Here is an 18550-nt window from a genome sequence, read left to right on the forward strand (position 1 = left end):
TTGAAAACTAAAATAAGGTTTGGATTTAAGAGCAAATATCAGTTGCCACTATTTATGGTTTGGAGAGAGTACCAAAATGAAGATGGTGAAGTAGAATTTGCAAAAGTAATATTTTCAACTGAAAACCTTTTCCGAAAATCCTGCTAGAGCAGGTTACGAGCCTGAGATTAGTATCATCATAATCAATTAAGTTGGCGACTTATTAAAAGGCGTGTTTGCTGTAGAAACGAAGTATAAAACTTGCATATTGTAGCGTGAGTATTTAGCCAGTACGAGCATGGGAAGGCTTTGCAAGTTCCTACTTGAAGATGAAATAAATTTCAAGTAGGTGGAAAGGTTGAAACAAATAGTAATGTTTAGTGGTGGAGCAAGTAGTAGTTATTTAGCTAAGTTGGTTGTAGAGAAATATGGTAAAGAAAATACTATCTTCCTTCACACACCAACTTATGCAGAAGATCCAGATGCAGATAGATTTAGAGCAGAAGTAGCTGAATGTCTAGGATTACCAATCACAGTTGAAGAAGATGGTCGAAGCCTATGGCAACTAATAGAAGATAACAACTGTTTACCAAGTTTTCATATACCATTTTGTACAACGGATTTAAAAATAAAACAGAGTAGAAAGTTTTGGAATAGATTGAAAAACCGAGGAATTGATTTTACAGTTCATTTTGGATATGGGGCTGACGAGTGGAGAAGAGTCCAGAAACAATCAATAAGATTTGAAAAAGAAGAAATTAAAAGCAAATATCTAATATTTGAGAAAAGAATTGATGACAAGGAAATAAAAAGAATTATCAAAGAAGAATGGAAGATAGAGTTGCCAAGAGCATACAAGTACCTAAAGCATAATAACTGTATACCTTGTTTCAAGGGTGGTAAGGGACATTTTAAGCAAGTAGCTAAGTATTACCCTGATGATTTTAAAAAAGCTGTAGAAATGGAAGAAAAAATAGGACATACAGTTTTTAAAGATTGCACCTTAAAGGATTTGTGGGATGAGGTTCAAGCCAATAAAAATCAATTAACATTCTTAGATGATGATTTTAATATACCTTGTGAGTGCATGGATTAAGAAAGGAGGAATTGGATGAATTACATTACAGCAGAGCAGTTTTTAGAATTACCTAAGGAAGTTCAGAAAGTATTTATTGATTGGTGGGAAATCGAAGAAGGTGACTTAATTTATTCTGTAGATGAAGATAAGGAATTTACAGTAGCAAGAGTAGATGAAGAGTTCAGAGGAGAAGGAGATTATTGGTATTACGATTATGATGCAGATAATCTAATGCTGTTCAGTAAATCGCCTGATGAAGGTGAATATATAGAGATTCCCTTATTTAGGATAGATCAGCTAATAGAATTTATTCAAATTAAATATAAACATATTGGAGTAAATAATTTTATTCCATATGAAAAGATGACAAAGACCATTAGAACATCATCTGATAAAGGAATTTATGAATGGAGTGTAAAGCTATTTAAAAGTATGATGCAATTTGAACCTGATATAGAAGTCTTAAATGAAGATTTATTACAGGCATTTTGGGAAACAGCAGTAATGGTGGCAGAGGAAATTGGAGGAATGAATGATGACTAATATAACTAAACAAAACAAACATGAGATTTACATGAGGGCATACTTTAAATCATTGTTAGCAGTATTGGAGGAAGAAAATAAAGTATCGGAGCATATCAAAAAAACAATCTTTTATGGAGTAAAAGCAATTATTACAAGACCAAGATTAGAATATATAACCAGAGAAGAAGTAACTCACAGATTTCAGACTATAAATATAATACAAGATTGCATAGGGCTTTTAACTCCAAAAGAGTTCATGAATATATTCCCTATAGCCAAGGAATATGACGGTTATAAATGGGAAATGAAAGATTACTTTTATACCATTAATTATATTAATACGCTAGATTCTAACGTGCCTATAGGTACAGGTGATAAGATATTAGATTTTCTATGGAAATATTATAATCGTGATATTTTAATGTTTTGCGTTGAAAGTATGATTTGTGCAAGTGATTTGAGGAAATTAGAGGGTTACTCTTCGTTGTTGGAAGAATGGGCAACAGAAAATGGAATTAAGACATATGTAATGCATACAGACAGTAAGGGAAATCAATTCCTACTAGATAAGGAAACAGGTACTACAACTAAAGTGTCAAAGCCAAGACCTAAACATTTAAAAATAGTTAAATAGGAGGGATAATCAATGATTTATGAAGAAAGATTAGACTTACTGATAGAAAGTATAAGGGATTCCAAGTTAAACGGTGAAGAATTTGTTATGTTACATGGAATTTTGGATTTATCAAAGGACAGAAACACCTTTAACAAGCAATACAATACCAAAATAGATGAAATTATAAAGAAAAAGGGGAGTGTTGAGAATGTGTAATTGTATATTAACCACAGAAAAGAGATTTAAAGAGGAATTATCATTAAAAAATGAAAACTACAAAGATATAAAAATTCAATATGCAAATTTTGAAAATAAAATGATAGGACTCAAAGACGGTAAAGTTAGATTTTTAATACCAATTAATATAGAAGGCACTAAATTGAGTAAGAAAGGAAAAGAAGTTAAGGTTAAAAAAACAGAGTACCTTATGACTGATTATTGTCCATTCTGTGGAGATGAACTTGTAGAGGAGAGTGTTGTAAATGAATAATGTGGTGCTTATAGGAAGATTAACAAGAGATCCAGAACTAAGATATTTACCAGGTAATGGTACAGCAGTTGCAAAGTTTGGACTTGCAGTAAATAGAGATTTATCAAAGGCCAAGAAGGAAGAAATGGAGTCAAAAGGTCAACCTACAGCAGACTTTATCAATATCACTGTATGGGGAAAGACAGCAGAATCAGCAGCTAATTTCTTAGTAAAGGGTAGATTGGTAGGCATCCAAGGAAGGATTCAAACAGGTTCATATGAAAAAGATGGAGTTAGAGTATATACAACGGAAGTAGTAGCTACAAATGTGGAGTTTTTAGAATGGGGAGATTCAAATAAATCTCAAAGCAATAATGATTCTTCCTTTGATTTTAGTGGAATAGAAGGTTTCCATCCAACGGACTCGGATGATATTCCATTTTAGTGAGAGGTGTGAAATTTGACTATAGGGGTGAAATATAAAGATTGGACCTTTGAAGAAGATAAATACATTTTGAAATCAAATGAGTCAAATAAAGTAATTGCTAAAAAGCTAGAAAGAAGCATACAAGCAATTGTTAGAAGAAAAAGAATGTTGCAAAAGTCTAACATCACAGCTGAAGTATTAGAGTTTCAAGAAAATTTCATTATAGGGACCTATGGATATCTGTCTGTAGAGAAAATGGCGGAGTATCTTGGTGGAACTTATTCAGCAATTAGAAATAGAATATTTGATTTAAAGAGTCAAGAAAAGCTTGGATTCTGCAACTACAAATATTCAGAGAATGAGGATGAATATCTCTTTAAATTCAAGGATGTTCTTACTCATAAAGAATTAGCAGAAGAATTAAATTGTACTATAGCAAAGATAGTAGTTAGACTAGATCAACTAAAAAAACAAGAAGACATTAATTCTAAGCACAAAATAGACCCGATGCCAAGAGAAATGAAATTAGTAACTCCGAAGGATGCACTAACAGTAGAAGAAATAAAAAAGTATAGCGGTCTTATAGCAGGAAAACAGTATGAGGTATTTGTTCCACGTTCTGGAAATGAGAAGTTAGATAGTTGTTTTGTAGGGAAATTTATTGAAGAAACGGACAACCACATCATATTTCAAACCAAATCGGGATACCGTGAAAGCTTCTCAAAAGTGAATTTTAAAATAAAGGAATACAAGATTAAGGAAGTGAGTCAATGAATAAACCTTGTTACGATTGCCCAGATAGAGAAATAGGTTGTCACAGTGATTGCGACAAGTACCTTTGTTATAAAGAAAAGCTAAAAGAGAAAAAAGCATTCCTAGAGGTTGATAGAGCGTTCGGAGATTATTTATACCATGCTACCAAAAGAATGAAGGGGGGTTAGAGTGTGAGTGAAGTTGAAAAAAAGAAAGAAGCTTCAGGAAGAATATCATTTTTTTTAGAAATGTTCTTTACGAACTTAGGAGCCTTAGAAATGGGTTTTGCAATAACTAAAGATTGTGAAGTTATCATAACAGACTGCAAGACAGGGTTATCTAGTACCTTTACACCAGATAAATTTCAAGAAGCATACGAGAAATGGGCAAAAGAAAACAATATATAGCTAAATAAGGAGGAAGTCATGAAGGGAGTGGATAGAGATACTTTCATACAGCAAAATATGGGATTGGTAGGAATGGTGGTAAACAAACTTGCCTATAGAATAACAGATAATCCATTCATAGACAGAGAAGATTTAACAAACATTGGAGCTATAGGTCTGATAAAAGCATATGACAGATTTGACCCATCTTATGAGGTGCAATTTTCAACTTATGCAGTACCATGATAGAGGGAGAAATCAAGAGATATTTTAGAGACAATTTAGATACGGTCAGATTTACAAGGCAATCTAAAATAGATTATTATGCAATATCAGAAGTTGACCTTGTAAATGAGAATCCAGAAATAATAGCAGAAATATTAGAGATGCCAATACAGAGAGTTAAGAATGCATTAGATTATTACAGATGCAAGTCTATAGACTCACTAGATAGAGAAGTATATGAAGATGAAGGAAGTCCAACTATACTGGCAGATACATTAGGCACTGAGGTAGACTTCGACTCAAATTTAGAAATCGAATTATTCTTAAATAAATTAGATGAACGTTCTAGAAAAATAGTAGAGCTTAGATTGCAGGAAAAAACTCAAGTAGAAATAGGACAAATCCTAGGTATTAGCCAAGTCCATGTAAGCAGGATTTTAATGAAATTACAAAATAGATTAAAAGGGGGAAATAAAGTGGCTGAGAAGAACAACATTATCATTGTTAAAGATGCTATTGCAGAAGCAGTAAAGTTGGCAAAAGAAACGGACCTTACTCCAACTCAAATTCAAAAGCAAACAGGTGTATCCTATGGAACAGCCAAAAAATATATTAAGGAATATAGAAAAAATGAACATGAATCAATTGAACCAGTAAAAACTCCAAATTATAACTTAGCAAAGAAATTATCAGAGGAAACTGAATTAAATGCAAACCAAATAAGCAAGCAAACAGGAGTATCCTATACAACAGCTCGTAACTATATAGAATATTATAGGGTTGCCAAGGAAAGCCAGAAAGAAAACCTAGTAGAAAAAACTGCGGATTCGCCTGCACCAGTAGAACATAGATTAGACATTCCAGAAGAAGTAATAAGTCAACCTGAATTAAAACAACAAGATGGTTTCATGACAATGACATTTAAGTTAACAGTAGAAGATGCTACAGCTCAATTAGAGGATATTTTAAAGGCAATGAAGGTATTAGGATTCAAAGACTTAAATTTGACAATACAGAGTCAACAAGTAGCTTAATAGATAGAAATTTGATGTACCTAGTAGAGAAATGTAAAACTATTGTAATTTCCAAGGAAATCAAAGGAGGGGAGAGAATTGGAGCTGGAAGAACTATTTGAAGAATTAACAGTAGTTGAATATATACCATTTAGGACTTTCAAGGAAAAAATCAATATAACAAAAAAACACTTAGGAAAAGGGAAAATTGTGATAGATGAAAGGCATGTTTATATAGAGAGAAAGGAAAGGGGAATAATAAGTGAATTTTAACGAATATCAAAGCTTAGCACAAAGAACGAGTGATACAAAATGCAAATCAGATAAAATTGAAAACGGTTTAATGGGCTTAAATGGAGAAGCTGGAGAGTGCATAGATGTTTTAAAGAAGTTTTATTTTCAAGGACATGAATTGGATAAAGAAAAGCTGATAGATGAATTAGGAGATGTACTTTGGTATATAGCTGAAGCTTGTGTTGGGTTAGGAATTACTATAGAAGAAGTAGCAATTCACAATATAGATAAATTGAGAAAAAGATATCCAAAAGGTTTTGAAAAAGAAAAATCAATTCATAGGACAGAGTAGCGAAAGTAATACAAAGGGGTGACTCAATGGCAGTAGAATACATTAGCTATATTCAAACAGAGAACTTAATAAAAGTGTGGCCGACTATCCAAGGCATAAAGGAAAGTCTAGACAGAGAATTAAGCCTATATGAATATACCAATAAAATAGGAAGTGCAAATAGTTATATTTATACCAAAGTCATAGGCAATAAGGTAATAAGTGATATACCTCCATCGGGCAAAATATCAGATACAACAGGAGATACAGCAGTAAATATTGAAAATATGTGGGATAAAGATATGAAAAGCATTAAGAACAGCTTGTTAGAAGAAAAATTCTGTATAGATTTAATAGATGATAAGTTAAATATTGCATTTAGAAGATTATCTCAGATGCAACAAAAGATTTTAAAACTTTTCTACTTAGACAATAAAACATGGGCTGAGGTACTGGAAGAACTAAAGGTAGAGAAATATTTTCTTAGTAAGCAACAAGCACAGTTTCAAAGAAGAAATGGAATTTATAAGGTACAGAGCATATCTAAAATCACAGTAGAGTCGTACTTGCAAGTAATGAAGCTGGTGGAGGTGGAGTAGATGGACAACATGTATGATTTCCTCAATCTATTTCCTAATAAATTTAGGAGAAAACCAATGTGTAATACATGTAAGTATCGAAAACTAGGACTTTCAACTATATGCCATCAATACAAAAGAATACCTTCAGATATTCAACATGGTAGATATTGCAGGAAATATATGAAAGATGGGGTGGGTTAAATGATAGTGACAAAAGATTCAAATATAAAAGAAGTATTGGACTATCATGAGTTAGAAGAAGATAAGATGTTGCATTTAGCATTTTTATTGCAGACACACAAAGCAATTGAAATTAAAGGATTTGGATATATGGCAACGTATATACCTTTAGAGGGAAACGAGGTGATAAAGTGATGAATAGAATTGAGTTGCTAAAGATAGCCAAACCTATACTTTTTAATACACCTATGACACAGGCAATTCTTGATAATAGAAAAACAACTACTAGGAGAGTAATCAAGCCACAACCTTCAAGAGAAGGTAAGTTAACAGCATCCGAGATTGGTATTCCAAGGGTAGTAGATAATGACCAAGGAAACATGTGGACACTATCTAATCCACCTTACAAGATTGGAGATATTCTCTATGTTAGAGAAACAGGAATGATTCAATCAATGAAGAACATTGGAAAGAAGGTCAAAATGCTATTTAAAGCTGATAACTCACTTGTAGAATTTAGTGTATCAGATGAAGAATACGAAAGATTATCTAAATGGGAATTAATTAAAAGGTGGTTACCTCCTTATTGGTTAACAAAAGAAACAGCAAGGATATTTTTAAAAGTTACTGATATAAGAGTAGAGAGATTAAAAGAAATGACTTTAACAGATTTGATTAAAGAAGGTATGTGGATTAAAGGAGAGAGTATCCCAGCAAACAAATTTATAGATTTATGGAATTCTACAATAAATAAACAAGACCTTAATAGTTACGGATGGGAAGCTAATCCTTGGGTATGGGTAATCGAATTTGAAAGGGTTGAGGTAGAATAGATGGAAAAGATGACTAGATAAAGACAATATTAAGGGGGCGAAAATGGATTATATAGATTTTCTACTAAGAAAGAAAAAGATAGAAGAAACAGCAGGAATAAAAGTTAGTCCAGAAAAGCTAAATAAGCACTCTTTTGATTGGCAAGCTGAAATAACATCATGGAATTTAAGAAAAGGAAGAAGTGCATTGTTCGCCGAATGTGGACTTGGGAAAACCATAATGCAGTTAGATTGGGCAGATAATGTCCATAGGCATACAAATAAAGATGTACTCATAGTGGCACCATTGGCCGTAAGTAGACAAACTCAAAGAGAAGGTGAAAAGTTCGGTATAGAAACACATATAGCGAGGAAACAGAAAGATGTGAAACGAGGAATCAATATTACCAACTATGAAATGTTAGATCACTTTGACCTAGATAAATTCGTGGGGGTTGTCTTAGATGAAAGCAGTATCTTAAAGTCTTTTATGGGAAAAACAAAGAGAATGTTAGTACAAGCATTTGAAAAGACACCTTATAGGTTAAGTTGTACAGCTACACCAGCACCCAATGACCATATGGAGATATTAAACCAAGCTGAATTCTTAGGGATAATGAGTAGTAGTGAAGCTTTAGCAATGTGGTTTATAAATGACACTCAGAACATGGGAACATACAGACTAAAGAAACATGCAATAAAACCGTTTTGGGAGTGGGTATCGACTTGGGCAGTTAGTATTAGTAAGCCATCAGATATAGGTCCTTATAGTGATGAAGGTTATATACTTCCAAAACTACATGAACATACAGAGATAGTAGATATAAGTCTATTAGATAAAACTCTAGAAGATGGGTTCATAAGGGAAATTAAAACTAATGCAACGGCCTATCATAAAGAGAAAAGATTTACAGCTGAAAAGAGAGCAATAAGGACGGCCGAGATAGTGGCAATGAAACCAGATAAACAACATGTAGTATGGTGTGACACTAACTATGAGGCAGACTTATTAAGAAAATATATTCCTCAGGCCATAGAGGTTAGGGGAAGTGACAAGGTAGAGAAAAAAGAAGAATCCATAATGGGATTTATAGATGGAGATATTCAAATCCTAATAAGTAAACCTACTATATTTGGTTATGGTTTAAACCTTCAAAATTGTTCAAACACTACTCACTGTGGACTTAGCTATAGCTATGAAGACTACTATCAAGCATTAAAGAGATTTCACAGATTTGGTCAAAAGGAAGAAGTATACAGCAATATAGTAATCGGAAGTACTGAAATGAATATCTTAAATGTTATTAACAGAAAAAAAGAACTTCACAATGAAATGAATGAAAATATGTTCAATAGCATCAAAGAAATCCAAGGCCATAGTATTAAAGGTACAAAATTTCAATTGAACCTAGATGATATAAATATAGAATTGCCTAAATGGGCAGTAGGAGAGTGATAGAGTGACAAAACAATACCAAGGAGAGAATTTCTCAATATACAATGGCGATTGTGTAAGGATAATCAAAGAAATACCAGATAACTCAGTGCATTTCCCGATATTTAGTCCTCCATTTGCTAATCTTTATATCTACAGTGATGATCTAGCAGATATGGGAAATTGCAAGGATATAGATGAATTCTTTGAACAATTCGACTTCCTTATTCCTGAACTTTATAGAATAACAAAACCAGGTAGATTGTGTGCTGTACATTGTAAACAGCTAGTGAAGTATAAAGGTAGGGATGGCCGAGCAGGATTAACAGATTTTAGAGGAAAAATAATTGAACACTTTGAAAGGTCTAACTGGCAATATCATAGTGAAGTTTGTATTTGGACAGACCCAGTATTAGAAATGCAAAAGACTAAAGCCCATGGTCTACTTTATAAACAAGTAAGGAAAGATGCAAGTTTTAGCCGACAAGGATTAGCTGACTACTTAGTAATATTTAGAAAATGGGCAGAGGAAGATGAAGAAGATTTAATTGAGCCAGTAGAGCATACGAAAGAAGATTTTCCACTTCCTATATGGCAAAGATATGCAAGTCCAGTATGGATGGACATTCAGAGGACTAATGTATTAAATGTACAGCAGGCCAAAGAAGATAAAGATGAGAAACATATATGTCCTTTACAACTAGATGTAATAGAAAGAGCGATTGACCTATGGACCAATCCAGGAGATATAGTATTCAGTCCATTTTTAGGAATTGGTAGTGAAATATATATGGCCGTCAAGATGGGAAGAAAAGGAATAGGAATTGAATTAAAAGAAAAATATTTTGAAGATTCCTATAAAAATATCATAATGGCAGTTCAAGAAAGTAATCAAGTATCAATATTTGATGTATTAGAAAAACAGTAATGGGCATGTGCAAGGGGAAGTCACTAAAGTTTGGCGACCGAGGCGACTTCTCCACAAGCACACACAGTTAGAGTATAACATTTTTGAAGTAGGGAGTGTGAAGAAATTTGTATATACAAGATATAGATTTAAAACTCAAAGATTGGGCTTTTAGTCAAAGAAAACACCTTCCTTATGAATTGAAACTAAAACTTTCAGAACAAAGAATTGAGGATTGGTACAACTATTGGGAAGGAAAAGTTTATATAAGTTTTAGTGGTGGATTAGACAGTACAGTATTATTACACATGGTAAGGTCAATTTTAGGAGGTAACGTTCCAGCGGTATTTTCAAATACTGGGCTTGAATACCCTGAATTAGTTGAACATGTAAAATCATTTAAAAATATAGAAGTTATAAGACCAAATAAATCATTTAGACAGGTAATAAAAGAATATGGATATCCAGTAGTATCGAAAGAAACAGCTGCAAAGGTAAGAAAACTAAGACATGGAAATTTATCAGATAAATATAGAAATTATTTACTGTATGGAGATGATCGAGGGAAGTTAGGAAAGCTATCAGAGTGTTGGAAGATCCTTTTAGATGCTCCATTTGATAACATCAGAAAAATGTTGTGATGTGATGAAGAAAAATCCATTTAAGAAATATCATAGAGAAACTGGAAGATACCCATTTATCGGTATTACTCAAGACGAAGGATTTCAAAGACAAAGACAATATAGTAAAACTGGATGTAACGTATATGAAGCCAATGCACCTAAAAGCCAGCCTTTAGGATTTTGGACTAAGCAAGATATATTAAGATATGTTGTTGAAAACAACCTAAATATAGCAAGTGTATATGGAGAAGTGGTAAATGAAAATGGCATCTATAGAACTACAGGAGTGCAAAGAACAGGATGCATGTTTTGTGCCTTCGGAGTTCATCTAGAGGATTTACCTAACAGATTTCAAAAGATGGCAGAAACTCACCCACAATTGTACAAATATTGCATTAAAGATTTAGGCATGGGCGAGGTACTGGAATATATAGACGTTCCTTATAAAGTCTATGAAGATGGAATTATAAGTGAAGTTAAAGACGGACAAGAGCAATTGAAATTACTTTAATGGAGTTGATAAAAATTGAGAGAATTAATAGTAGATTCGTTTGCAGGAGGCGGTGGAGCCAGTACAGGTATTGAATTAGCCACTGGCAGAAGTGTAGATATAGCAATAAATCACGATGAAGTGGCAATAGAGATGCACAAGACCAATCACCCTAACACTAAGCATTACATTGAGGATATATGGGAAGTTGACCCTTTAGAAGCAACGCAGGGAAAGCCAGTTGCTTGATGTGGCATCGCCAGACTGTCGTCATTTTTCAAAAGCGAAAGGTGGAAAGCCAGTCGACAAGAATGTGAGAGGGCTTGCATGGGTGGTAGTAAAATGGGCTAAGATGGTTAAACCAAGGGTCATCATGCTTGAGAATGTAGAAGAATTTAAGACATGGGGACCTCTACGACCTAAAGTAGATTCTAAGACTGGCAGATATATCGTTAAAACTACATTAGGTCACAATAAACCTAAGTACAAAGAATGGACAAGAGTTGCTGAACCAGGAGAAGTTGTACCTAAAGAATATCTTGTAATGGAACCAGACCTGGATAAAAAAGGGCATACATTTGAATTATTCATCAAAGCCTTAGAAAAGCAAGGTTATAAAGTTGACTTTAGAGAACTTAGAGCCTGTGATTATGGAGCACCAACTACTAGAAAAAGATTATTCATGATTGCAAGGTGTGACGGAAAGCCTATAGTATGGCCAGAGCCAACCCATGGTGACCCAGAGCAGATTGAAGCAAGAATGGGAATGTTAAAACCTTGGAGAACAGCAGCAGAATGTATTGATTGGAGTATTCCTTGCCCTAGTATATTCACTAGGAAAAAGCCACTAGCAGAGAATACACTTAGAAGAATAGCAAGAGGATTTCAGAAGTTTGTAATAGATAATCCAAGTCCTTTCATAGTTAGAATAGGACAAACTGGGTTCGCTAAAGATGCCCTTCAATATGAACTAGATACACCTCTAACTACAATTACAACTAAGGCTGAACATTGCCTAGTTACTCCATATTTAACAACTTATTATACAGAAACCACAGATAATGAAGTGAGAGGGCAGACTTTAGATGAACCTATAGCTACAATACCTACAGCGAATAGATTTGGATTAGTAACAGCTTTTATTGCAAGACAATTTAAAAGTTCGACAGGACATAAAATAGATGAGCCATTAGCTACTATTACAACAGTCGATAAATCAAACCTAGTTACGGCTTTTTTAATGAAATACTATGGATCTGATATAGGGCAAAGGCTGGATGAACCACTTCATACTATTACTACTAAAGATAGATTTGGATTAGTGACTATCAAAGGTGAAGATTACAGAATAATAGATATAGGAATGAGAATGCTACAACCCCATGAGCTGTTTAAGGCTCAAGGATTTCCAGAAGATTATATTATAGACCATGATTATACCGGGAAGCGTTATCCAAAGACAGCTCAAGTACACAATGTTGGAAATTCTGTATCTCCAGTATTGCCTGAAGCTATGGTTAGGGCAAATTTACCTGAGTTATGTGAGGATATAGAGCCATTAGAGGAAATAGGTTAGGGGTGATTTATATTGAAAAATAAAATAATTGATTTTCAAATAATGAAAATAAATAGAAACGCACAGAAAATATGCAAATGCAAACCACCGCAATATGAGATAGATACAACGAATAAATTAGTTCAATGTACTAAATGTAATGCTTATATTCATCCATTCGATGCCCTAGTAGGTCTAAGTGAAAATATAGAATGGTACAACGAAGAAAAAATTCGATTAAATAAAGAACGAAACGAGCTAATAGAGAAAAAGAATGAATATATAAAGGAGATAAATGCACTACACACTAAAAGATTTAGGATGAATGTATTTAGGACTTTACAGGGTAGCTATATTGAGGGATTAATGCCACATTGTCCTCATTGTAGTAAGCCATTCGACCCAACAGAAATAGATCGTTATACAAATAAGGATTATTGCGATTATAAAAGAAAGAAATCCAGAGATGAGAAAGTGTCTTATATAGTGATGAGTAAAAAGCACCCAACAGTTCATGAAATGGACAGCGAATGGGAAAGAGTCGAGAAATTGACAGATGAAGAATTGGACAAGGAGATAGAGAAAATAAAGAAGTGGTCAGAGGGGGAAGAGTGATGGTAAAATCAATAACAAATCTAGAAAATGACGAGATAATATCCTTTGTAACTCCTGATAAAGAAGAGTTTCTAATAAAATATGATTTTAAAATTTCTCTTAAAGAAAATATTAGAAATGCTGAGAATAGAGATGTCAAAATAACAGAAACAATGCAGAAATTCAAACTTCTGTATAGTGGTTATTCTATGACTATTACCTTTACTCCAAAATTTAATTTCCTTGGATTTAAAAGATATTTATTGACTATAGGAAAACCAATATATGAAATAGAGGGTGAAGAATAGATGTTCAGACCAAAATGTCCATATTGCAAAGGTAAAAACCTATACCTTAAAAGAACAAGTCCAATGGAAGTGTACGGATGTAAAGATTGCGAGAAGAAAGCCAAATATTTGGAAGAACAAGGATTGACTAGAAAGCAGATTGAGAAAGTGATAAAGGGGAGATTATAGATGAATTTAAGCGAAGGTGTTATTACAAAAGCACTAAAAGATAAACATGAAAACTTAGAAGATATATTTGCATCTCAAGTAAAAATAGGTCCAGCTGGAAGTAAAATAATGGATGCAGTAGCTATTAAGAAAACATGGTCACCTAGAACTGTTATAGGCTATGAGATAAAAATATCCAGACAAGATTTTCTTAGTGACCAAAAGCACCCTGTATATATGGAAAATTGTAATATTTTTTATTTTGTTACCCCTAAAGGCATTATAAAAGATGGGGAATTGCCAGTAGGAGTAGGGCATATGATTTATAATCCTGAAACCGATAAATTGAGAACATCTAAGAAAGCTCCTTATAGAAAACAACCAATTAATCCAGACATACTCTTGCATATTATGTTCTGGAAGATGGATAGATACTTTGGATATAGAACAAGAGCGGAGATGTTAGAAGACTATAAGGCTAAGAAGGAGTTAAGAAGTATAGGCCGTGAGATAGCAGATAAGATATGGGATTTAGAAAGACAATTAGATGATTTAGATAGGAGTTATTATAAAGAAAGATACGAAGAATTACAGAAACAATGGAAAGAAAAATTCGGAACTAACTATATTAATTTTGATGAGATTCCTATTAATGATGGATTATCAACATATGACATACAAAGGCTTAGTCAAAGTGCAAAGACAATACTAGATATGACGGAAAAGCTAAAAGCAAACTCAAATTAAGGAAGGTGAGGACATTGGATAAAGCGAGGATTAACATAGATATAACCAATCATGCTAAAGAAAGATATGTAGAGAGAATTAAAGGAATTATAGATAAGCAGGAAATTAAAAGATATTTATCAACCGAAGATGAAAAGATAGTAAAAGAAATAAATAAACTATATCAATATTCAGAGTTAATATATAGAGGTCAAATAGGTGGAGATAAAACTACTAAGGATTTTATGTTAAATAATGATATATGCCTAGTAGTAGATAATGATTGTATAAGGACCATATATCGCATAAATTTTGCGTTTCCAGAACCGACACGATTAATGGTTATCAATGACCTTAAAAATGAAATAAGAAGATTACAAGAGGAAGTGGAGGAAGAAAATAAGTTACTACAAGAGAAAGATTTAGACATAAATACTTCAATAAAACTTCTAGAATTAGAAATTAAAAACCTTCAGGAAGAGATAGAGGTTAAAAAAGCAGAAGTTGAAGCAAATGAAGCTATTAAGAAGGCTAATAGAGGAAATATAAGACTACTAAATAGAACACTTCAAACCTATGCAGAGCAGTTATTAGGGAATACCCAATATAAAAAAGATATTTGTTAGGGGTGATTATATGTTTTCTAATGGAACAGAATATCATGTTTTTATGGAAAGATATTGTTTTAGATGCTCAAAATATAAATCAGATAAAGAAGGAATCCCAAGTAATAATAGTTGCAGTATAGAAAAGGAAATAGCTACAGCTATGTTTGAACCAGATACTTTTCCTTATAATAATCTCTATTATAAAGACGGACAAGGATATACCTGTAATAAATTTAAGGATAAGACCGAACAAAGGCAATATAAGAAAAGGAACGTTAAGCAAGTAGAGGGGCAAATAAAACTACTATAGGAGGATCTATATGGATGCCATATGTACTGAATTTCAAAAGAATTATGCATCAGTAAATTTAGATTTTCAAGAGAAAGATGCTAAAGGATACGACTATATAATGATCTTAATATATCTAGAGGAATTAAAGAAAGGTTATAAAGCCAAAAGAGTCAATAAGACAACTAAAAAAAGGACTACAGTAACTTATAGCCGAATAGGTAGTAAAGAAGAATTAGAAGGTTATATGAAGTTGTTACAAGATAAGATTCAGGAATTTAATGAGAAGTGGGATTGTGATTTGCAATTAGAGAAGGGGGAATGATTAATGGATATTGAAAAGACAATAGATGAACTTCGATATATAAAAGAATATTTTCATGTAGATAAAGGGAGTTTAGAATTAGCAATAAACATACTTGAAAAACAACTAAAGGATAAATGGATACCAGTAAGCGAAAGATTGCCTAATGACACTGAATGTAATGAATTTGATGATATGCATCCAAACCATAGAAAATTTCTATGTACAATTAAGATTGCAGACTATGAGCCACAAATAAGGGTCTTATTCTTATCTGAAGTATTTGGCTGGAAATATGGGGCAGATGATTACAACAAATATGTTATAGCATGGAAGCCATTACCTGAACTGTATAAGGAGGTAAACTAATGCCACCAGATAAATTAGATATAGGAAAGATATTCATCAAAGACCTAAATACAGGCGAAGAAATGGAGTTAAATGAAATAGCAGATATTAACATTACTACAGATAGAATAGAGGAAATTGAGCCAATTAGAACTCCTAGAGAGATATCTTTTTCAATGGATGTATCTCAGGTATCAATAGAAGCGATAGAACAGTTAATGCCAAAAGTGAGGATTTTAGGATTGCTTTATAGTCAAAATAAGACTCATAGAAAACATAGAATAAATAAGAAATGGGCGAAAAGATATGGATATACTTGTACGGTATATTATGCGTAAGACGAATAATGTAATTTATGTGTGATAGATAAAATTTGAAAGGAGAATAAGCATGAAAATTAAAAATTTTAAACATGACAGTAATATCGGAACAATTGAATTCGAGGTTGAACATAACGGAGAAGTCAACAAAGTAAAATTAGAAAGTACAGGGCATGGCACAAGATATACAGACATTGATGATTTTACAGAATATTGGACAGATGGAGAATATGATCAACTAGAGGGATTCATAGAAGGTTGTTCAGGTATATTACATCAATTTTATCATAGTTAAATAGACACATTTCAAGTATAAGGTTCGCTTAGAAGTAATAGGTGAGCCTTTTTATATTACATATCGTGGACGAGTATGGTATAATTTGGGTATTAGGTCAGGAGAAATATAGAAAGGGGGTAGTGATCTGAGAACTTTAATACATAATAATTGGATGATTTTAACTCCAAGCCAAAATGAAGAAAATATAACATATAGCTTATTTATTTTTACATACAAATTTTTCTGCGAAATCTTTGGACAAGATGTAATGGCAGCAGAAAAATGTATACTTATTAATGAACCAATTTCATCATGTCCGATGCTTATAATTAATAGAAATCCGATTAGGTTATGTACTTCAGTAGAAAGTGCAAGTTACTACTGTCAATACATATATCAGTTATCTCATGAATTAACGCATTATGCTATTAGACAAGGCAAGATAGATAAAAATATCACTATCAAATGGTTTGAAGAAACCTTATGCGAAGCTATGTCCCTATATATACTAGATTTATCTGCTCAACGATGGGATGAGTGTGGGTTATCCAATAACAATCCAAATTATTTTAGAAGTATATTGGAATATCTTAAAAAGGAATATAATCGAGAAGGCAATAGTATGGTAAATAGCTGTAAAACATTGAATGATTTAAAATATATAGAATCCACTAGCGAATCGGAAAGAGCTAATCGCATTCTTGAGAGAAATTATCTGTACAAAACCTTTAAAGATATGCCTAAAGATATTAAGAATATAATTTATTATACTCAATATTTGCATGGCATCATGGTTAATTTTGATAAATGGAAGGAAGAGATAGGGGACGAAAACATTATTTTCTTAAAAAAACTAGAGGGAATACAGCCAGCAATTTAGCAGTGTTAATTTAATAAAATAAAAAGGATTTTCAAAACATTTGTAGAATATATCTTTAAAGGGAGGATTTAAGATGTATAAATGGATTTCTGATATAATGGGAAATCAAATTGCAATAGATTTAGTAATAGGGTTTTTCTATTCTGCGATAATAGGATTAACTATATTAGGTTTAACTTATTTATTAGATAAAAAAGAATCATTAAAAAATTTATCAATAGATTTAACAAAATTAGTGTTTGTGTTAAATTCAATTAATGAATCTGTGAATAGAATAAGTAGACTTGACGGTGCAAAATATCGTAAGTTCTTTGGTGATGTATTAGACCAAAAAGAAATAGAACAAGAAGAAATTAAGACTGTTAGTGAGTTCATAATATATGACAGAATATCTTACTTACCACCATTAAATAATTATTTAGTTGAAAAATTTAATATTACTAATAAAGAGTTTAAAGGTAACGAAGAAGAATTATTGAGATTATTACAAAGTTCAACAAAAGACAAAGAGAGCTTCTTAGTGGAAAGTAATATATTTATTATTTCCTACGAGGATATAAATAGAAGAATAAATAGGATTAATGATAAGCTAGATTATTATAGGGAATTAACATATATAATAATTGGATTTAATTCTGATGATTTGGAAAGGGATAATATTGCAACTGGAAATATATTAAGAGTGTTTAAAATGTGTATAGATACAATAATCTCTGAATGCAAAGAACTAAAAGAACTCTTAATGCCTTTAGAGAATTTAGTAAATAATAATTTAAAAGAATTGGATGAAAAGATAGAAAAAAATAATAAGAATCAAAAATTTGTTACTAAAGGATTTATTGTCTTAATTATTATTTGTTTAGTACTATTATTGATTGCTTAAGAGTACTAATAATTAGATTTAAAATTTACTAAAAATTTATTATCCCACCATAGTTACTTATAGCACCATATAAGAACTTTATACCATTTGTATATATTTTGTATGAATATACTAAATAAAATCCAATACAAGCCAAAATAAAAGCCAGTTTTATACTGGTTTTTTCTTTACCTATACCAATGGAAATATTTGGCATAATTTATTGATAAAATATTATTGTTAGGGTAAAATTATGGCAAGGGGAGGG

36 protein-coding genes are annotated in these 18550 nt (G+C 32.2%); all 36 read left to right on the forward strand.

The genetic code is table 11. The features are described from left to right. A complete protein-coding gene (locus CIW83_RS22200) occupies nucleotides 1-147 on the forward strand; it encodes a hypothetical protein (protein ID WP_158220072.1) in 147 nt (48 codons plus the stop codon). Nucleotides 148-337: 190 nt separating this feature from the next. After that, nucleotides 338-1075, forward strand: a complete 738-nt coding sequence (locus tag CIW83_RS09400; RefSeq protein WP_094900581.1) for a hypothetical protein — start codon at nucleotides 338-340, stop codon at nucleotides 1073-1075. Between the two features lie 15 nt (nucleotides 1076-1090). Continuing rightward, the gene (locus CIW83_RS09405; protein WP_094900582.1) at nucleotides 1091-1600 is read left to right on the forward strand and encodes a hypothetical protein; all 510 of its coding nucleotides are present in this window, start codon (nucleotides 1091-1093) and stop codon (nucleotides 1598-1600) included. Then, entirely contained in the window at nucleotides 1593-2216 is a 624-nt protein-coding gene (locus tag CIW83_RS09410; RefSeq protein WP_094900583.1) for a hypothetical protein, read from the forward strand. Before CIW83_RS09405 ends, CIW83_RS09410 begins: the two co-directional genes overlap by 8 nt. Before the next feature lie 12 nt (nucleotides 2217-2228). Next, nucleotides 2229-2414 carry a hypothetical protein gene (locus CIW83_RS09415; protein ID WP_094900584.1) on the forward strand — a complete coding sequence of 62 codons (186 nt, stop codon included), beginning with the start codon at nucleotides 2229-2231 and terminating at the stop codon, nucleotides 2412-2414. Continuing rightward, nucleotides 2407-2688, forward strand: a complete 282-nt coding sequence (locus tag CIW83_RS09420) for a hypothetical protein (protein ID WP_094900585.1) — start codon at nucleotides 2407-2409, stop codon at nucleotides 2686-2688. Before CIW83_RS09415 ends, CIW83_RS09420 begins: the two co-directional genes overlap by 8 nt. Next, nucleotides 2681-3112, forward strand: a complete 432-nt coding sequence (locus CIW83_RS09425) for a single-stranded DNA-binding protein (protein WP_094900586.1) — start codon at nucleotides 2681-2683, stop codon at nucleotides 3110-3112. Before CIW83_RS09420 ends, CIW83_RS09425 begins: the two co-directional genes overlap by 8 nt. Before the next feature lie 15 nt (nucleotides 3113-3127). Further along, nucleotides 3128-3868 (forward strand): hypothetical protein, encoded by a 741-nt coding sequence (locus CIW83_RS09430; protein ID WP_094900587.1) that lies wholly within the window; start codon nucleotides 3128-3130, stop codon nucleotides 3866-3868. Beyond that, nucleotides 3865-4035, forward strand: coding sequence for a hypothetical protein (locus CIW83_RS22205; protein ID WP_158220073.1), 171 nt, complete (start codon nucleotides 3865-3867; stop codon nucleotides 4033-4035). The genes CIW83_RS09430 and CIW83_RS22205 overlap by 4 nt, the downstream gene beginning before the upstream one ends. Before the next feature lie 3 nt (nucleotides 4036-4038). Continuing rightward, nucleotides 4039-4254 (forward strand): hypothetical protein, encoded by a 216-nt coding sequence (locus tag CIW83_RS09435; RefSeq protein WP_094900588.1) that lies wholly within the window; start codon nucleotides 4039-4041, stop codon nucleotides 4252-4254. 18 nt (nucleotides 4255-4272) lie between these two features. Next, nucleotides 4273-4479 (forward strand): sigma-70 family RNA polymerase sigma factor, encoded by a 207-nt coding sequence (locus CIW83_RS09440; protein ID WP_094900589.1) that lies wholly within the window; start codon nucleotides 4273-4275, stop codon nucleotides 4477-4479. Beyond that, nucleotides 4476-5492: a sigma factor-like helix-turn-helix DNA-binding protein gene (locus CIW83_RS09445; protein WP_094900590.1), complete on the forward strand. Its 1017-nt coding sequence runs from the start codon at nucleotides 4476-4478 to the stop codon at nucleotides 5490-5492. The genes CIW83_RS09440 and CIW83_RS09445 overlap by 4 nt, the downstream gene beginning before the upstream one ends. A gap of 78 nt (nucleotides 5493-5570) precedes the next feature. After that, nucleotides 5571-5744 (forward strand): hypothetical protein, encoded by a 174-nt coding sequence (locus tag CIW83_RS22210; protein ID WP_158220074.1) that lies wholly within the window; start codon nucleotides 5571-5573, stop codon nucleotides 5742-5744. Continuing rightward, a complete protein-coding gene (locus CIW83_RS09450; RefSeq protein WP_094900591.1) occupies nucleotides 5734-6057 on the forward strand; it encodes a nucleoside triphosphate pyrophosphohydrolase family protein in 324 nt (107 codons plus the stop codon). The genes CIW83_RS22210 and CIW83_RS09450 overlap by 11 nt, the downstream gene beginning before the upstream one ends. A 26-nt stretch (nucleotides 6058-6083) precedes the next feature. Continuing rightward, entirely contained in the window at nucleotides 6084-6635 is a 552-nt protein-coding gene (locus tag CIW83_RS09455; RefSeq protein ID WP_094900592.1) for a hypothetical protein, read from the forward strand. Continuing rightward, nucleotides 6636-6818: a hypothetical protein gene (locus CIW83_RS09460; protein WP_094900593.1), complete on the forward strand. Its 183-nt coding sequence runs from the start codon at nucleotides 6636-6638 to the stop codon at nucleotides 6816-6818. It begins immediately after the preceding gene. Beyond that, entirely contained in the window at nucleotides 6819-6992 is a 174-nt protein-coding gene (locus CIW83_RS22215) for a hypothetical protein (RefSeq protein ID WP_158220075.1), read from the forward strand. Further along, a complete protein-coding gene (locus tag CIW83_RS09465) occupies nucleotides 6992-7630 on the forward strand; it encodes a hypothetical protein (protein WP_201259766.1) in 639 nt (212 codons plus the stop codon). The genes CIW83_RS22215 and CIW83_RS09465 overlap by 1 nt, the downstream gene beginning before the upstream one ends. A 43-nt stretch (nucleotides 7631-7673) precedes the next feature. Next, complete coding sequence (locus tag CIW83_RS09470) at nucleotides 7674-9065, forward strand: DEAD/DEAH box helicase (RefSeq protein WP_094900594.1); 1392 nt, start codon at nucleotides 7674-7676, stop codon at nucleotides 9063-9065. A 4-nt stretch (nucleotides 9066-9069) separates the two neighbouring features. Then, the gene (locus tag CIW83_RS09475) at nucleotides 9070-9972 is read left to right on the forward strand and encodes a DNA methyltransferase (RefSeq protein WP_094900595.1); all 903 of its coding nucleotides are present in this window, start codon (nucleotides 9070-9072) and stop codon (nucleotides 9970-9972) included. Nucleotides 9973-10079: 107 nt separating this feature from the next. After that, a complete protein-coding gene (locus tag CIW83_RS24320; protein WP_201259767.1) occupies nucleotides 10080-10592 on the forward strand; it encodes a phosphoadenosine phosphosulfate reductase family protein in 513 nt (170 codons plus the stop codon). Then, nucleotides 10558-11085, forward strand: a complete 528-nt coding sequence (locus CIW83_RS24325; RefSeq protein WP_201259768.1) for a phosphoadenosine phosphosulfate reductase family protein — start codon at nucleotides 10558-10560, stop codon at nucleotides 11083-11085. The genes CIW83_RS24320 and CIW83_RS24325 overlap by 35 nt, the downstream gene beginning before the upstream one ends. A gap of 15 nt (nucleotides 11086-11100) precedes the next feature. Next, on the forward strand, nucleotides 11101-11313 hold the full coding sequence (locus tag CIW83_RS22820) for a DNA cytosine methyltransferase (protein ID WP_201259769.1): 213 nt from the start codon (nucleotides 11101-11103) through the stop codon (nucleotides 11311-11313). Between the two features lies 1 nt (nucleotide 11314). Next, nucleotides 11315-12640 (forward strand): DNA cytosine methyltransferase, encoded by a 1326-nt coding sequence (locus CIW83_RS09485; RefSeq protein ID WP_235601286.1) that lies wholly within the window; start codon nucleotides 11315-11317, stop codon nucleotides 12638-12640. 12 nt (nucleotides 12641-12652) lie between these two features. Further along, a complete protein-coding gene (locus CIW83_RS09490; RefSeq protein ID WP_094900596.1) occupies nucleotides 12653-13234 on the forward strand; it encodes a hypothetical protein in 582 nt (193 codons plus the stop codon). Beyond that, nucleotides 13234-13521 carry a hypothetical protein gene (locus tag CIW83_RS09495; RefSeq protein ID WP_094900597.1) on the forward strand — a complete coding sequence of 96 codons (288 nt, stop codon included), beginning with the start codon at nucleotides 13234-13236 and terminating at the stop codon, nucleotides 13519-13521. The genes CIW83_RS09490 and CIW83_RS09495 overlap by 1 nt, the downstream gene beginning before the upstream one ends. Then, nucleotides 13522-13689, forward strand: coding sequence for a hypothetical protein (locus tag CIW83_RS22220; protein ID WP_158220076.1), 168 nt, complete (start codon nucleotides 13522-13524; stop codon nucleotides 13687-13689). After that, entirely contained in the window at nucleotides 13690-14415 is a 726-nt protein-coding gene (locus CIW83_RS09500) for a hypothetical protein (protein WP_094900598.1), read from the forward strand. Nucleotides 14416-14429: 14 nt separating this feature from the next. Further along, nucleotides 14430-15020: a hypothetical protein gene (locus CIW83_RS09505; RefSeq protein WP_094900599.1), complete on the forward strand. Its 591-nt coding sequence runs from the start codon at nucleotides 14430-14432 to the stop codon at nucleotides 15018-15020. Nucleotides 15021-15030: 10 nt separating this feature from the next. Continuing rightward, nucleotides 15031-15312 carry a hypothetical protein gene (locus CIW83_RS09510; RefSeq protein ID WP_094900600.1) on the forward strand — a complete coding sequence of 94 codons (282 nt, stop codon included), beginning with the start codon at nucleotides 15031-15033 and terminating at the stop codon, nucleotides 15310-15312. Between the two features lie 10 nt (nucleotides 15313-15322). Beyond that, nucleotides 15323-15616 carry a hypothetical protein gene (locus CIW83_RS09515; RefSeq protein WP_094900601.1) on the forward strand — a complete coding sequence of 98 codons (294 nt, stop codon included), beginning with the start codon at nucleotides 15323-15325 and terminating at the stop codon, nucleotides 15614-15616. Between the two features lie 3 nt (nucleotides 15617-15619). Then, complete coding sequence (locus CIW83_RS09520; protein WP_094900602.1) at nucleotides 15620-15964, forward strand: hypothetical protein; 345 nt, start codon at nucleotides 15620-15622, stop codon at nucleotides 15962-15964. After that, complete coding sequence (locus CIW83_RS09525) at nucleotides 15964-16281, forward strand: hypothetical protein (protein ID WP_094900603.1); 318 nt, start codon at nucleotides 15964-15966, stop codon at nucleotides 16279-16281. Before CIW83_RS09520 ends, CIW83_RS09525 begins: the two co-directional genes overlap by 1 nt. A 52-nt stretch (nucleotides 16282-16333) precedes the next feature. After that, a complete protein-coding gene (locus tag CIW83_RS09530; protein WP_094900604.1) occupies nucleotides 16334-16558 on the forward strand; it encodes a hypothetical protein in 225 nt (74 codons plus the stop codon). Nucleotides 16559-16808: 250 nt separating this feature from the next. Then, the gene (locus CIW83_RS09535) at nucleotides 16809-17420 is read left to right on the forward strand and encodes a hypothetical protein (protein ID WP_143598543.1); all 612 of its coding nucleotides are present in this window, start codon (nucleotides 16809-16811) and stop codon (nucleotides 17418-17420) included. Between the two features lie 73 nt (nucleotides 17421-17493). Further along, entirely contained in the window at nucleotides 17494-18303 is an 810-nt protein-coding gene (locus CIW83_RS09540) for a hypothetical protein (protein WP_094900606.1), read from the forward strand. Nucleotides 18304-18550 lie beyond the last annotated feature (247 nt).

This window comes from Tissierella sp. P1 (assembly GCF_002266425.1).
Classification (GTDB): domain Bacteria; phylum Bacillota; class Clostridia; order Tissierellales; family Tissierellaceae; genus Tissierella; species Tissierella carlieri.